The organism is Ruegeria sp. TASC047, from assembly GCF_059612445.1.
In genome coordinates this window covers 1-13,290 of sequence record NZ_JBXWQP010000042.1, presented here as the reverse complement: position 1 = coordinate 13,290, position 13,290 = coordinate 1, and the positions used below count along the sequence as shown (strand labels likewise).

Sequence of the window (13,290 nt, the reverse complement as noted above, 5' to 3'; positions counted from 1 at the left end):
GACATTGATGAAGTGGCTGACCGTTGGCGCAGAAGCGGACGTTCGAGCGGACAACGGCGAAGGACCGTATCGAGCCCTCACCAGACCTCGGATTTTCTCGCTGCGCGCGCTCGCAGCACAGATTTTATCACATGTGCATCATCGTTAGCGCGGCACTGCGGCGTGAAGACGGACCATTCGTTCCGGGCGCAGCAAGCGTTTGTCCGGCAATGAACAGGACACAGACAAAGCGCGATTTAGCAACGACTCTGGTTCTCTTTATCCTGACTTGAGCTAGGGAGGCTCAAAATCACTGTTGTCCTCTACTGCATCAAGGCTTGTATCGTGTGTACTCAAAGTCCATATACACAAGGCTTACGTTTTTCTTTTTCGACCTGCTGTCTCCTCAATTCGGCGTTCAGTCTTTCGATTCAGACCGACCGCGCCGAGTCGCCGCAATCATGCGGGCGGCAAGTATTAGGAGACTTCCACCATGGCAAATGGCACAGTAAAATGGTTCAACTCGACCAAGGGTTTTGGCTTTATCGAGCCTGAAGATGGTAAGCGCGACGTGTTCGTGCATATTTCAGCACTTGAACGTTCCGGCCTTAGCGAATTGAAAGACGGTCAGAAAGTTACTTTTGACGTCGAAGCTGGCCGTGACGGACGCGAAAGCGCCGCCAACCTGGCACTCGCATAGCCTGCTTCGGGCACCCTTCTGGGGTGCCCGTTTGCACAGTGGGCTCCAAAGAGCCGTTGGAGAACAAGTCAGTTGCAACAGCAGGAATTGACCCGGGCGCTCGCGCAATACCGTGTGCCCGATACGAAGCGTAGTGTTTTTGAACTGACAATCACTGTCATCCCCTTTGTCGCGCTATGGGGCGCAGCGTGGTTTGCGCTATCCCTTAGCATTTGGGTCGCTGTTCTACTGGCCATCCTGAACGCCGCATTTCTGGTGCGTATCTTCATCATCATGCATGATTGTGGTCACGGATCATTCTTTAGAAACCGTACCGTTTGCAATTGGACTGGCCGGGTTCTGGGTGTTCTCGCCCTCACTCCTTATGACGTCTGGCGGCAAAGCCATGCGATTCACCATGCCTCAACCGGTAACCTTGATCGGCGTGGTATGGGTGACATTCCTACATTGACCATTGAGGAATACCTGAAACGGAATTGGTTCGGGCGTGCCGCTTACAGGTTAATCCGGAACCCCTTCTTCCTGTTCTGTATCGTACCAGTCTACACGTTCTTTTTTCAAAATCGCTTGCCCTTTGGTTTCATGCGGTCAGGCTGGCTGTATTGGGCAAGTGCAATGGGAACAAACGCCGCGATTGCGGTGGTCCTGGCTCTGATTTTTTGGACCGGAGGCCTGGATGTACTGGTTTTTGTATTCCTGCCTACCATGATCGTCGCCGCGTCGATTGGTATCTGGCTTTTCTACATTCAACACCAGTTTGAACACACGACCTGGGATCGGGAAGAGGCTTGGAATCTTCAGAATGCTGCATTCTATGGAAGCTCTCACTATGCCCTGCCGGGCATATTGCGGTGGTTCTCTGCCAATATTGGTGTGCACCATGTTCACCACCTTGCCAGCCGCATACCGTTTTATCGGCTAAACGAGGTTTTGCGTGACCATCCTGAGTTGGAAAATTGCCAGCGTATTACTCTATATGAGAGCTTTCATTGTGCACGTTTGCATCTTTGGGATGAAGAAAGTCAACGTCTTCTGACATTTTCCGAGGCTTTGTCGAACGCCAATTCCAATAGGCATTTAGTGTAGTCTGGCGCGGACCAAATAGGCTTCGACCGTATCACCGCCCAAGGCGCGAATGGCCTCTAGTCGGTGAAGGCCTTCAATCAGCACAAACCTCATATTGTCCGAGCGTATCTGGATCGGGGTCTTCTGGCCGTTCTTCAGAATATCTTCGGCCAGCGTCAGGACTTTTTGTTGATCAAGCGTTTTTGTACGCTTCACAGGTACATAGATCAGGTCGAGCGGGTATGGTTTCTTCTCCAGCATAAGCTACGTGTGCAACCTTTCGTGCATTTGGAACGGTCAGGAACTCTCTTCGGATTCAGGTGCTTTAGTTTGCGTCATAGAACCAAACGAACAGCGTCGCGCAGTTCCTGATGCATAATCCAAGTTGCTGGCTCATCGTCACTTTCGACGCGAGAAAATGCCAGGACCTGAGCGGCGCCGTCATTCTGTACTGATCCGGCTTCGGGAAGGTCCAGTTCCAGATATTCTGCGATCAATAGTCCGATTTTCTTGAAAACCTTGATGGAGGCCTCGCGCGATTTGTAACCGGCCGCCTGAGACAAGTTACCAATGGTCAGACCGTCCTTGCCTGCGATTGTAAGTGCTTTGAGCATTGTGACCTGCGCAGGGGTGAGCCTGATCTGTCGCAATGCCTCTGCATATTCTCTTTCGCTGGGAACGAGGGTGCCGGAGTTTCCCTCCAAACGGCGTTGACCGCTACGTTTCCTGTCTCGTTCACCGAGAATTTCTTTTAATGCTTCGATGGCCAATGCTGGTGTTTCGCCGACTGCATCAGCAATCATTGCCTGCGTTTTAGCTGGTGGCTTGGGGAATGCGCGCGCAACGCTGTTACCGCTCAGAATGCCAGCCTTAATCAAATACTTCCCGAACTCTTCTTCAATCACTCCTGATACGTCAGCGTTCCGCGACTTACGAACACTGCGGTCCTGAAAAGCTCTTTGTTCCAGACCACGAGATGACATATTTGAGACAGGAAGGGTTACTTGAGGGGCATTTTTACGCATCAGAAAAACACCGCTACAATTATCGCCGCAACAAACGCCGCTGACGCAATAGATATCTTAATCCCGTAGGACCGGCGACGAGCCTTTTCGGCTTTGAGGCTTTTACCCAGGTTTTCATCAATCGAGTTATGGTTCACGGCTTCGTCCTTCCGGATATGTCTAGAGGTATTGATTTCGACCAACCTATTGTCGCGGCACGTTTTCGGTGCACTTATCGTTCTGTCTCGTGAACGGCCGATTACATTCCCAACCATCACCTCTTCGATTTAAGTGAGCATTTGCAGGGACAAGGATCGCAACGCACCTGTCCCGGTTCGAGCGAAAGCCACGTTCACAATTCCATCCAGAGTAGGTTTCAGGTGCAAGGTATGCATGCTGTGGAATTGCCACCGGTTCGCAACCGCTCTCCGTTTCTCTGAAACCTCTGAGGCACACCCAACCATCCGCGCTGTTTTTGTCAGTCAGGCGGCCGTTGCTCGGGACACTAATCGCAACACATTCCTGGTCTTCCTTACGAAATCCCCAGTCACAGTGTACTTCCTGTGCGCCAAACCGGGTTTCGACGTATCCATTTTGAGGTGCAATCACTTCTTCACAATCATCTCCGACACGCTGGAACAGCCGATTGCACTCCCATCGATCTCCGGTTGATACAAGATAGGCGTTTTCCGGAACTCTTATCTCCTCACAGAGTTCACCGACATTCTGAAAACCGTGATTGCATTCCCAGCCGCTGCCATAGGAGCTACCCGTCAAATATGCGTTTTCCGGTAAGTCAATTTTTTGGCACGATCCGTTATTGTTTTCGAAATCTTCATCACAAGCCGATCCACCGGCATTGCCTGTGACCTGGGCAGGAAGCTGCGTTCCTGAGAGCAACATCAAAAGTGTCGCGATCAAACAAAGAATGCAGCGCGTAAACACGATGAAGGACTGGTCGAAACGGAGCCTGAGACCTGATCTACCGGTCATCAAGCACGCAATTTATGAGCCATGAGCGGTTCATACGGCGCCTTCTTTCATGGGTCACGCGATGACTGGTGCATGTCAGGTGACAGTTGCGAATGCTTGCGAGGAACGAGCTCATAGCGAAGACCCCAGCGAAACCCGTTCCTATGCTGGGGCACATGCTACAGTTAGTCTGAAGGCCATTGGGTCATCGAAGCCGGCAGCATCGCGGCAACGAGTAATTTTCACCAATACACTCTTGTGGTTCTTAGCCAGCATAGAGTCAAGGAAGTTCCCCTCGTCGCGATGCAAGCGCCGCCAAGGCAAATAGGGTTTGAAACTGTCGGTGGCCAAGTTGCCTCGTGAAACACCGAAATGTGTTATCCAGCGTTAATCTGCCGTTGTGGTGATTTAGGGTCGGACCAGCGGGGAACGGCAACTCAAGTCCGCGTCTCAATTGTCGCGCCTGAATGCGGTCAAAGTGCAATTTAAGGCCAAAGCTTTTCGATGCTTTGAATAACCGGTCTGACGACATTAGCTGCAATGCAGCGACACTCGTGCCGCTTCCGCCAGCCGATGCTGCACAAGCACTCGCGGTGCGGGCAATTGGTGGCTCTTCCGCGCCTTGCCCATTAGCTAACACGGTCTCCCTGCGTCGGGCGCGAATAACTGACCTTCACACTGCGTTGCCACGATCATGATGATGCGCGTGCGGCATTACCTGTACGACTAGCTCGCGCAGCGCCAATTTTGCTGCAACGGTGTAAAAATCCGTGATGCAGTGCGGCGTCGATTTCGACCATTCGCACATCGCGCAGCAACCTTGAAGCCATGAAAGCCGTTCAATCCGCCCATCGCTGACAGACTATTATCCCGATGAAAGCCAGGCCGATCACGCACTAACACTCGGACTGAGCCACTCAAGTGGAGTTGATCACAAGAATAGTCATGGGGTTTCTTGAATTGCACATGTTTGCTTGTTCATTCGCTGATCTTCGATCAAACGCTGCATTTATCGCTGCGCGGGAGCGGAACACCTCACGTGATTGTGGTATCTATCGTTCTGCGAGCACGTTCAGCTAATAAACTAAGTACAGTTCGGGCTCGGACCGACTCAATGCATTCGCGCCGTTTTCAATACTAAGTACAACCGGACTACAACCATTCAAACCACCAGTAAAACTCAGGTGTCAGCGCGGTGCTGATGTCAGGGCTTGGCGGGAGGATTGGAGGGTAAACTATGTCAAGAGTCCAACTTCCCGCCGTCACCCCGAAACGAAGAACCTGGAACAAAGGCCGGATCATTGGCCAGAAACGTCCGCTCTTGCCAAAACAGGTCTGGGCGATCCGCGCGCGGCTCGAACTGGCCCGGAATCTTCGCGATCTTGCGCTGTTCAACGTGGCGATCGATAGCAAGCTTCGTGGATGTGATTTGGTGAAACTGGCCGTCACCGACCTGGTCAGGGATGATCGCGTTCGCGAAAGGGTATCCGTGATCCAAAGCAAAACCAAACGACCCGTTCAGTTCGAACTCTCTGAAAACACGCGGGATACGATTGCTGCATGGATCAAGTCTCCGGAAATGATTGGGTGCCGGTTCATGTTTCCCAGTCGGTTTCACGACCGCCCTCATATCTCAACGCGCCAATACGGTCTGCTTGTGCGGGATTGGGTGGCCGCGATTGGGCTGGATCCCAGCGGATACGGCACCCACTCCCTGCGCCGGACCAAGGCGGCGGAGATCTACCGGAAAACCGGAAACCTGCGTGCGGTTCAGCTCTTGCTCGGTCACACGAAGGTCGACAGTACAGTGCGGTATCTGGGCGTCGAACTTGAAGATGCGCTGAGCATCGCAGAGCAAATCGACATTTGAACCACGTTGGCGGGCGGTACGTGCCGTTCGCCAATCCGGACCGGATCTACGTTCGCGCCGCAGCAGCGGTTCGGATCGAGCCCAGGATAACGAATGCTGCGCGAGGCACGAACGAGTGCGATGTGGTGTACAGAGCTGACATTGCCATGCCGACGCCATCCTATACCCGCAACCTGTTGGCCCTCCGATCTCTCATCGGACCCAAATGTCCGAACGGGCACCCACAAGGGTGCCCGGAAGACGTTCAGGCCAGCGCCAGGTTAGCGGCATTGTCGCGCCCGTCACGACCAGTTTCCAAATCAAACGTGACCCTCTGGCCATTTTCAGGTTCTATAGTGCTGAAGCCTTTGGTTGAATTGAACCATTTCACGGTGCCATTTGCCATGGTGTAAGTCTCCTAATATCAGCCGCCCGCACTATTGCGACGGCTCGGCTTGGTCGGTCTGAATCGAAAGATGAAGGCCGATTTTAGGAGACAGCAGGTCAAAAAGGAAAACGTTAGCCATTCATTGATGGGTTGCTCGGGAGTATCAAACAAGCCTTGACACCCCGAAGAGTTGCCTGATCCTGGAAAGAAAAGTCGCACCGAAAAGCCGGGACAGTGGAAATAGGCTGAGACAGCTATGTGCATCAATAACATCGCCTGAGACTTGCTCTAACTTGGGCGATTGTACTGGTGTCAGAATCTAGCGACGTCGAGCTAACCCAGGACTAACCGACACACCGTTTCGCCAAGCGCTCAGTCCTTTGCAGCGCCGACAAATCCGCTCCCCAAACCCTTCGCTCCAGAACGGAACTCTGCAACGAAGGCACAGGCGTTCTTTCGGCACGTCATTAAACGCGCGCTCCAAGATCGCTTCTGTATCGTTGTCGGGTTCTTTCATCAGGTCACACCTCGGTTTCCGTTTGGGTCATTCAGTTGCTCTATAAGAAAGAGTTGAGAAAAAGCACTCTCGTTGCTTGGAGAATGCGCAGGCAACGTCAGGTTCAATCGAATGCGAGGGGTCGCCTGCAATCTGAGGAACGATTAACGGCACGGATGGGCATTCCTTCATTCTCAGCTACTTCGATTGCGAAGGTGTCCTGGAAGTCACCTCCGCATGTTGGGCGTTTGGCTCCATGATCCGACAATCCGCCGGATGCCTCAGAAAATCCGATCCCGAGTAAAGGTGTCGAAGTTGAGTCTCGGACACACCATCAGCTTCCATGATCAGTTGCACCATCGGATCGGCCAGAAGTTGATCAAGCAAAAACTTCGACAATTCCTTCTTGGACAATTTGTCCTGAGCACGCGCACTGTCGAGATTAGCCAGAGAAACGGTCAAGGTTCGCGCCAACCCGGGATGGGTTTCTCGCGGGTGCAGGTAAATCAATACCGAGGCCTTCCAGGCTTCTGGGTCGAAATAGTCAGGCGGTGCAGAAAGCTCGGTTTCTATTTCGTATTCACCAGCCGGGAGCATTTCGTCAAATCCCGGGAATGTGAACGGTCGGGAGAAAACTGCGGTGGTCTTACTGGTAATCTGGTCCATTTGCGTACGTCTCCTTAGCTGATACCGCTCGTTCGGAGACGTATACAAAGACAAGTCGCCCACTCCCGGCAGGGTCTTATGAACTTTGAGGCTTAGGCTTTGGTTTTTTGGGGCCGGCGTCAGATCCCTCGGAATCCAGATCTTTTTGCGGCTTGTCCGCATGATTGGCCTTCAGCGCGGCATCCGCTCTGGTCGTCAGGTCTTTGAAAGACATGCTTTCGATCCTTTGATTGTCCGCAACACTTTCATGCCCAGGATGAGCATGAAAACCAAATGCGGCTACTTCCAATATAGTGATTGAGGTCTCAATTTACTACGTTATGCCGCAGAATAAGACCTTTGCTGAGGCCCGGATCAATTACGTTGCAGCCCGACTGTGGTACCTTCAATTCGGGGATGGAAGATCAGTGTTTGCAGCGATGCATTCCGTCAGAATTTTCTCCCTACGGACTATCTTTGCAACATCGGGCGCAGACATACTGCGCGTGAGTGCGCTGTACTTCATATGCAATGTCATCTCGTCACCAGCGCGAAGCGGGGAATTGGTGGTTTCAATGACGATATGATCGCTGGTGGCTCCAATGAAGGTGACGCCAGCGGGAAAGGTAAGACCGGCCGCATCGGTGTCCTGGAGTCCAATGGCAAGGATCGACCGAGTATTCGAGGGTATGTCTGTGGCCATGCACACCATTGAAAGCACTGGATTTTGTTTTGTTATGGCCTTGGTTTCGATTACTTCCGCCAAAAGCTTGAAAGCATCTGTATAAAGACCGTCGATCGGGTGCCCTGATATGGGATCGGTACCCAGCAGGATGGCCTCACCCAGACGCAGGTTGTTGATTTGACCGGTCGTCTCTTTGCCAAGTGCCCAAGGTAAGTTGGCAGAGCCACCGCCTGATACAGTTTCAAGAATGGATCCACCTGTGCGCTCAGTGTCGACGGCAAGCGAAGAAAGCATGGTCATTGCTTCCGGAGTGGGTGCCACACAACTCAGACATGCGAAATTTGTGGCAATCCCCTTCAGAGCGACTCCTTCCGTTTTGACGATTTGAGACACAGTATCTTCAAGGTGTTCTGGCAGGATTCCTTCCCGCATATCACCCATTTCCACTACCACAATTATATTGTGAACAACGTTCTTTCGCCGCGCCTCGATGGCAAGGCCTGCGATGATATCCATTTCTGTGTTGAAGCTGTCATCGCAATTAGCAACGACTTGCTCGACCTGGCTCAACATGGGGGTTCGGATCAAGGATAAGGGGCACAAGATCCCAGAATTGCGCAACCGCACGACATTGCTGATCCGCGCGTCCGCCAGTCCAGTCACGCCACCTTCAAGCATGGCATTCGCAATCTCAGGATGACCGCATACGGCTTTTGTCACACCTGTGACGGTGATTCCGCGTGGCTTAAGGCGATTAACAAGGCATCGGGTGTTGTGACGAATTTTGCTCAGATCAACAGTGATGCGCGGCGCGGTCATTCCCTCGGCGCTACGGGTATAGGCTGCAAGCGGGGAAATGCAGAAAGAACCATGTTCACCAAGTTCGATGAAGGCCGATTCAATGCGTCAGTGATTGGAAGATACAATCTGCAGTTATAGTCTGTGATGGCCTTTGTAATTTCAGTTTCGTTCATTCCTTCGTGGTTGATTGTCATGCCAATCACCTCTGTGTCCGCAAAAGCCTCGATCAGGGTTATCTCGTCGCAAGGATCGGGCATGGCCATGTTTGGGAAGTCGCATCGACGTTCGCGCTTGGGCGCGTGTTGAAGAATTACCGCGTGTGGTTGACTGCCTCGCAGAATAAATGCGGATGTACAAAAGGCCGGATGGCTAAGTGCGCCCTGTCCTTCGATCACTATGACATCCGGGCGCTCACCTTTGGATGCTGCAACAACAGCGCGTTCAAGCTCGCCGCAGCAAAATTGCGGCGGTACCGAATCCATCGCGACGCCATATTTGGCACCCTGCATCAACCCTGTCTGGCCAGTGCCTACCAAAACTGTTTTGATTCCATGTGCATTAAGTGCGCTTGTCAGAATAGTCGCGGTTGTACGCTTTCCAATTGCACAGTCGGTACCGAACACCGCGATGCGGATCGATTTGACGTCGCTGACACTTCCATCAAAAAGACGCAGGTCGCTATTGGGCCGCGGCTTGCGAATGTCGCGTATTGTAACGCCGTGAATTTTGGCAAAATCGGCGAGTTCCTGATCATCACTAAGAAATTCATGAAGCCCACTGACAACGTTCATACCGAGCGTTATCGCTTCCACTACGATCTCGCGATCCTTCAGTGACATCCGTCCGCTGGCCGGTGCCATTCCAAAAATAAAGGTGTTAGGGATCGTAGATTCATGAGCAACGGCAGATTCGAGATTATTGAAGATAGGAATATTATTGGCGACGTTGTCGAGGACGTGGCCACTGTCACATCCACCATGCTTACTGTCGATCACCGAAAGAACACGATAAGCTTGTGAATGCCGGACCAGACCGTTTGCGGTTTTGCCATCAATCTTCGCGAAATTCCCCTCGCAATACACGATTGCCGTCGGTGATTTTGTCACTAATGTCTTACGGTGAAGTTCTGGAAAAACAGCGTGTTCAGGGGGTTGCGTTTGCGCATCGCTGGCAATGAACTTTTTAGCCGCTGGCACAATGGGTGCGGGTTTCATATCTATTCCTTTTGGAGTGAGAAACGCGCCGTTCATGGTAATAACTGACGCAAGTGGTGAAGTTTCGAAAAGCGTGCTTTCCGCTGGAACCTCAGTCGTTCAGAACACACAGCCCTTCCGACCGGTGATAATTCCTATGGCATTCCCATTTGTTGCCCGACCGGTCGAGGTGGGCATTTGTAGGCAGCTCGATTGCACTGCAGCGATTACCGGAGGCCTCGTAACCACGATCGCATTTCCATCCAACTCCGTGGGCCGCGTCATCGAAGAAAGCATTTTCGGGTACGATTACGGCATCACACCGTCCGTCTTGCTCAAAATACCCACGTTCGCACGTCCACGGACGCCCGCGGGTTGATGCGTTCAGGAAGGCATTTTCTGGCACCGCAACTGCCACGCATGCATCTCCGTCGATCTCGTAGCCGCGGTTGCAAAGCCATACAGATCCATAGGTGCTGTTCGTCAGGTAGGCGTTATCCGGCACCACAATTTCCTGGCAGCTATCGTCAATTCTTGTGTATCCACGCAGACACCGCCATCTTTCACCTGACGGATCGAGATATCCGCCCTCGGGCACAATTACCTCGGTGCAAGAGGTGCCGCCAACTTCAACAAAGCCATGCAAACATGCCCACCCTGAGCCATAGGTTCTGTTTGTGGGATAGGCATTTTCAGGGACAGCAATGGCAACGCATCCATCGCCATCCAACCGGTAGGATAAATCGCATTCCCAGCCCACGCCATACTTTTTGGCATGCGCGTTTTCTGGGATGGAAACTGTTTCGGCCATCACAAAATTTGACGGGGTGGGTGAAGCCAACAAAACGAAGAAAACAACAGCAAACAGCGCAGTCATGAAGGGAGCGCGAGACTGGTGTTGTTTTTTCTGGATGGGCGTTGTGCCAATAGGGTTACGCGGAAGTTGAGTGATTTGGTTACGATCCATCCACGTTCAGCCCCTCGATGCAGGCCTGCGCCAGTTCCTTGTTTGGGGATTGGGAGCCAGGTACCGTTGCCCAGCCAGCCTCCATAACAGCGTCCTTCCGTTTGAAAGAAGACGCCTCTTTGATTGTTGCGATTTTTGCAGCGCGTTGAGTGTCGGTTCGCGCCATGTCGAGACAGACCGGAACCAACGCTGCGATAACGCTATCACGGGACATGGCGTTGGCCATCTTGTCCGCGCTACTGCCGGTCATCCATCCACCCCAGGAAAATCCTACTATGCCTACGAAAATCCCTCCGATCAGGGCGCCGTAGATTCCGGGTTTAAGCCATTCGGGCGTGTTCATAATTTATTCCTCCTGCGGGGAAAGCGCCGCCTCGCTGTCAATATTTGGTGTGACCAAGGTTTGGTCGTGCTTAAGCGCCAGTTCGAAATCTGTTGGGTCGATGGGACGCATTTCAGTGCAGCCTGGCTTGCCGCCTTTGTTCTGGACTGTCAGGTAGGTTCCGGTTCGTCGATATGCCTCGAAACTCAGGCCTTGTAGAAGTTCTTCTTCAACTACAACTTCGTATTCGCCTGCAGGGAGTTCATCCGGGTAGCCAGACAAAGAAAACGGATTTGAAAACGTCACCAAAGAACTAGACGATCTTGCGCTCACCTTATCCCTCCATGAAATTTTGTGGATCTTCCCGGCGCAGTCTGCCGCAAAACACCGTAGGGCGGCGTGACGGTGGGACTGGTGCTGAGATTTACGATAATGTGGAAACGGCAGACATGCGCTGATCGATGTTAGCCTTTGGCCAATTGCCTGGAATTTTGTTGGAATTTCCTATGCGATACGCGCAGAACGGATAAGTATCGCCGGTTCTTGACTAACCTGCGTCAGTGCTAAGATGCCCGAATTCCGACAAGGTGGTGTGTGTTGGCGGGATGTTTGCTGGCGTGTATTTAACTAGTATTTGAGAAGCGCGGGAAATACAGCACCGCAATTGGACTGTATTTATCTTGCGCTTCTTTTTTAGTAAATGTGGTGCCGGGCATTTCCCGATCTGTCAAAGCAAACAGAGTTCCTGACCAGGTAATCTCCGTCGAAAGCTCGCCATCGCCAAAGGGGTGTCCCTATTACTTCATAAATGGCCCGGCCTGATCCAGGTAAGTTGGATCAAAACCGGCCAACGTCACCAATCCGTCATAATCATCAAATGTTACCTGCCCGGATTGAAAAGTAACCAACCCCCCCTCCCGCAGTTGACGTAGAACACGATTTACATGCACAGCACTCAATCCAAGCGCATCGGCAAGGTGGTATTGTGTCAGTGGGCAAAGGTATCCCGCCTTGCTTGCTATCCCGACCTGGGTCAGCCTGACTCCAAGTTCCAACAGAAAATGCGCCATGCGCTCGCCCGCGTCACGCCGCCCGATGTTAACCAGATGTTCAACCACCATCGCCTCGTCTCGGGATACAGCCCAAAGAATTGCCGTCGCGAGGCGAGGTGTTTGCGCAAATGCTTCCAGAAGATCTCCCACTACGACTTCTATGGCCTGAATTTCCATGAGTGGTTCGATGCTGTGGTCCGAGGTGTGCAGCAAAACGCTACGCAACCCTAGAAAGTCGCCGGGAATTTGGAAGTCGACTATCTGACGCGTCCCATCAGTCTGGGTTTTGTACGAACAAACCCAGCCCGATGCCAGAATGTAGGCGGCCTGCTCAGATTGTCCCTGATGTACGAGATCATGTCCCGCTACAAAGGTTCTGCGACGCTTGTGCAGACGCGCCAAAACCGCAAGTTCAACCTCAGACAGGGCGACAAAGTTCGAGAGCTTTCGGGTAAGCGGACTGTTTTCAATGTTGACCAAAATGTTCATCCTTCATCGAAAACCCGTCTGCGAAGCAAATCGACGCGAGAACTGCTTTCGATCAGTTAAGTATACAGCACTCTATGCCAGGATGGCGCAATTCACCGTAACGATTCCTTGCCCGGACGCCTGTTAAAAGGGACCTCTGCCATGGCCGATCAGAAAGACTACTCAGGAATGGCCGCTCTCTCAATTTGTGAAGCGCTTTTGCTTGCAATGAATGATCGTGAGCTCCTCCCTGAACATGAGATCGTAGGGCTTCTTCGTGACGCCGCCGCCGCCCACGAGTCGGCGACCGGAAATAACGATGAAATGGAAATGCACCGGACCGCCGCTGCTTTGATAAACTAGGTTATTGCCTCAGGTTACCGGGTTCGGAAATAGAGTAAATTCCCTTTTAGAAGGGCGAGATTCCCCTCGTCTAGTAGCAAAACAATCAACAGAAGCGCTGTTGTTGCCTTGTTCCTGATCAACGCAGACAAGAATTAGTATCCAAAGTCTCAATGTCGCATACCCTGATTTGCGTCACGCACTGCAACCGTAACGAACTTTCGCCTCCCGCCCGAGGCGCTACTATCGGTGGCCGCAAAGCGTCACATGCAGCCATTGGTGTCGTGAGCAGCCTCATCTGACTGGTCCATTTTGATTGTTAGTGCATGATCGGCCTCTGATCCATCGGAATGATGGCTTCA

The 13,290-nt window shown here is 52.3% G+C and carries 16 protein-coding genes; 4 read left to right on the top strand and 12 right to left on the bottom strand.

What is annotated here, in order from left to right; translation table 11 throughout:
- Positions 1–472 precede the first annotated feature (472 nt).
- Both AC2FLO_RS16905 and AC2FLO_RS16900 read left to right on the top strand, forming a co-directional pair.
- On the top strand, positions 473–679 hold the full coding sequence (locus AC2FLO_RS16905; RefSeq protein ID WP_170395543.1) for a cold-shock protein: 207 nt from the start codon (positions 473–475) through the stop codon (positions 677–679).
- 72 nt (positions 680–751) lie between these two features.
- Positions 752–1,765: a fatty acid desaturase gene (locus AC2FLO_RS16900; protein ID WP_496806798.1), complete on the top strand. Its 1,014-nt coding sequence runs from the start codon at positions 752–754 to the stop codon at positions 1,763–1,765.
- Here the strand turns inward: AC2FLO_RS16900 and AC2FLO_RS16895 are convergent.
- The 3 genes from AC2FLO_RS16895 to AC2FLO_RS16885 form a co-directional block, all read right to left on the bottom strand.
- Complete coding sequence (locus AC2FLO_RS16895) at positions 1,757–2,005, bottom strand: ParB N-terminal domain-containing protein (RefSeq protein WP_496755163.1); 249 nt, start codon at positions 2,003–2,005, stop codon at positions 1,757–1,759. The two genes, AC2FLO_RS16900 and AC2FLO_RS16895, sit on opposite strands and share 9 nt — an antisense overlap.
- A 74-nt stretch (positions 2,006–2,079) precedes the next feature.
- A complete protein-coding gene (locus AC2FLO_RS16890) occupies positions 2,080–2,769 on the bottom strand; it encodes a hypothetical protein (protein ID WP_496755164.1) in 690 nt (229 codons plus the stop codon).
- Positions 2,770–2,952: 183 nt separating this feature from the next.
- Positions 2,953–3,741, bottom strand: coding sequence for a hypothetical protein (locus tag AC2FLO_RS16885; RefSeq protein WP_496755166.1), 789 nt, complete (start codon positions 3,739–3,741; stop codon positions 2,953–2,955).
- 1,216 nt (positions 3,742–4,957) lie between these two features.
- Here AC2FLO_RS16885 and AC2FLO_RS16880 point away from each other — a divergent pair.
- Positions 4,958–5,590, top strand: a complete 633-nt coding sequence (locus AC2FLO_RS16880; RefSeq protein WP_496755167.1) for a tyrosine-type recombinase/integrase — start codon at positions 4,958–4,960, stop codon at positions 5,588–5,590.
- Between the two features lie 244 nt (positions 5,591–5,834).
- On the opposite strand, the gene AC2FLO_RS16875 is transcribed toward AC2FLO_RS16880, so the two are convergent.
- The 9 genes from AC2FLO_RS16875 to AC2FLO_RS16835 all read right to left on the bottom strand — a co-directional run bounded on the left by AC2FLO_RS16875 (position 5,835) and on the right by AC2FLO_RS16835 (position 12,598).
- Entirely contained in the window at positions 5,835–5,975 is a 141-nt protein-coding gene (locus tag AC2FLO_RS16875; RefSeq protein ID WP_170684146.1) for a cold-shock protein, read from the bottom strand.
- Positions 5,976–6,651: 676 nt separating this feature from the next.
- The gene (locus AC2FLO_RS16870) at positions 6,652–7,119 is read right to left on the bottom strand and encodes a hypothetical protein (protein WP_496755169.1); all 468 of its coding nucleotides are present in this window, start codon (positions 7,117–7,119) and stop codon (positions 6,652–6,654) included.
- Positions 7,120–7,195: 76 nt separating this feature from the next.
- Complete coding sequence (locus AC2FLO_RS16865) at positions 7,196–7,333, bottom strand: hypothetical protein (RefSeq protein ID WP_170684142.1); 138 nt, start codon at positions 7,331–7,333, stop codon at positions 7,196–7,198.
- A 171-nt stretch (positions 7,334–7,504) separates the two neighbouring features.
- Positions 7,505–8,602 carry an alanine racemase gene (locus tag AC2FLO_RS16860; protein WP_496755171.1) on the bottom strand — a complete coding sequence of 366 codons (1,098 nt, stop codon included), beginning with the start codon at positions 8,600–8,602 and terminating at the stop codon, positions 7,505–7,507.
- Positions 8,599–9,798 (bottom strand): N-acetyltransferase DgcN family protein, encoded by a 1,200-nt coding sequence (locus AC2FLO_RS16855; protein WP_496806797.1) that lies wholly within the window; start codon positions 9,796–9,798, stop codon positions 8,599–8,601. Before AC2FLO_RS16855 ends, AC2FLO_RS16860 begins: the two co-directional genes overlap by 4 nt.
- Positions 9,799–9,889: 91 nt before the next feature.
- On the bottom strand, positions 9,890–10,744 hold the full coding sequence (locus tag AC2FLO_RS16850) for a hypothetical protein (protein WP_496755174.1): 855 nt from the start codon (positions 10,742–10,744) through the stop codon (positions 9,890–9,892).
- Entirely contained in the window at positions 10,734–11,087 is a 354-nt protein-coding gene (locus AC2FLO_RS16845; protein WP_496755176.1) for a hypothetical protein, read from the bottom strand. Before AC2FLO_RS16845 ends, AC2FLO_RS16850 begins: the two co-directional genes overlap by 11 nt.
- A 3-nt stretch (positions 11,088–11,090) precedes the next feature.
- Positions 11,091–11,399 carry a hypothetical protein gene (locus AC2FLO_RS16840; RefSeq protein ID WP_496755177.1) on the bottom strand — a complete coding sequence of 103 codons (309 nt, stop codon included), beginning with the start codon at positions 11,397–11,399 and terminating at the stop codon, positions 11,091–11,093.
- 464 nt (positions 11,400–11,863) lie between these two features.
- Positions 11,864–12,598: a Crp/Fnr family transcriptional regulator gene (locus tag AC2FLO_RS16835; RefSeq protein WP_496811727.1), complete on the bottom strand. Its 735-nt coding sequence runs from the start codon at positions 12,596–12,598 to the stop codon at positions 11,864–11,866.
- Positions 12,599–12,748: 150 nt separating this feature from the next.
- Here AC2FLO_RS16835 and AC2FLO_RS16830 point away from each other — a divergent pair, with 150 nt between their 5' ends.
- Positions 12,749–12,949, top strand: coding sequence for a hypothetical protein (locus AC2FLO_RS16830; RefSeq protein WP_496755180.1), 201 nt, complete (start codon positions 12,749–12,751; stop codon positions 12,947–12,949).
- The last annotated feature ends 341 nt before the right edge of the window (positions 12,950–13,290 follow it).

Coding starts and splice junctions, on each gene's coding strand:
- AC2FLO_RS16850 (WP_496755174.1), bottom strand. CDS start 10,744: ATGGATCGTAACCAAATCACTCAACTTCCGCGTAACCCTATTGGCACA.
- AC2FLO_RS16830 (WP_496755180.1), top strand. CDS start 12,749: ATGGCCGATCAGAAAGACTACTCAGGAATGGCCGCTCTCTCAATTTGT.
- AC2FLO_RS16865 (WP_170684142.1), bottom strand. CDS start 7,333: ATGTCTTTCAAAGACCTGACGACCAGAGCGGATGCCGCGCTGAAGGCC.
- AC2FLO_RS16880 (WP_496755167.1), top strand. CDS start 4,958: ATGTCAAGAGTCCAACTTCCCGCCGTCACCCCGAAACGAAGAACCTGG.
- AC2FLO_RS16895 (WP_496755163.1), bottom strand. CDS start 2,005: ATGCTGGAGAAGAAACCATACCCGCTCGACCTGATCTATGTACCTGTG.
- AC2FLO_RS16870 (WP_496755169.1), bottom strand. CDS start 7,119: ATGGACCAGATTACCAGTAAGACCACCGCAGTTTTCTCCCGACCGTTC.
- AC2FLO_RS16890 (WP_496755164.1), bottom strand. CDS start 2,769: ATGCGTAAAAATGCCCCTCAAGTAACCCTTCCTGTCTCAAATATGTCA.
- AC2FLO_RS16885 (WP_496755166.1), bottom strand. CDS start 3,741: ATGACCGGTAGATCAGGTCTCAGGCTCCGTTTCGACCAGTCCTTCATC.
- AC2FLO_RS16855 (WP_496806797.1), bottom strand. CDS start 9,798: ATGAAACCCGCACCCATTGTGCCAGCGGCTAAAAAGTTCATTGCCAGC.
- AC2FLO_RS16905 (WP_170395543.1), top strand. CDS start 473: ATGGCAAATGGCACAGTAAAATGGTTCAACTCGACCAAGGGTTTTGGC.
- AC2FLO_RS16845 (WP_496755176.1), bottom strand. CDS start 11,087: ATGAACACGCCCGAATGGCTTAAACCCGGAATCTACGGCGCCCTGATC.
- AC2FLO_RS16875 (WP_170684146.1), bottom strand. CDS start 5,975: ATGGCAAATGGCACCGTGAAATGGTTCAATTCAACCAAAGGCTTCAGC.
- AC2FLO_RS16860 (WP_496755171.1), bottom strand. CDS start 8,602: ATGACCGCGCCGCGCATCACTGTTGATCTGAGCAAAATTCGTCACAAC.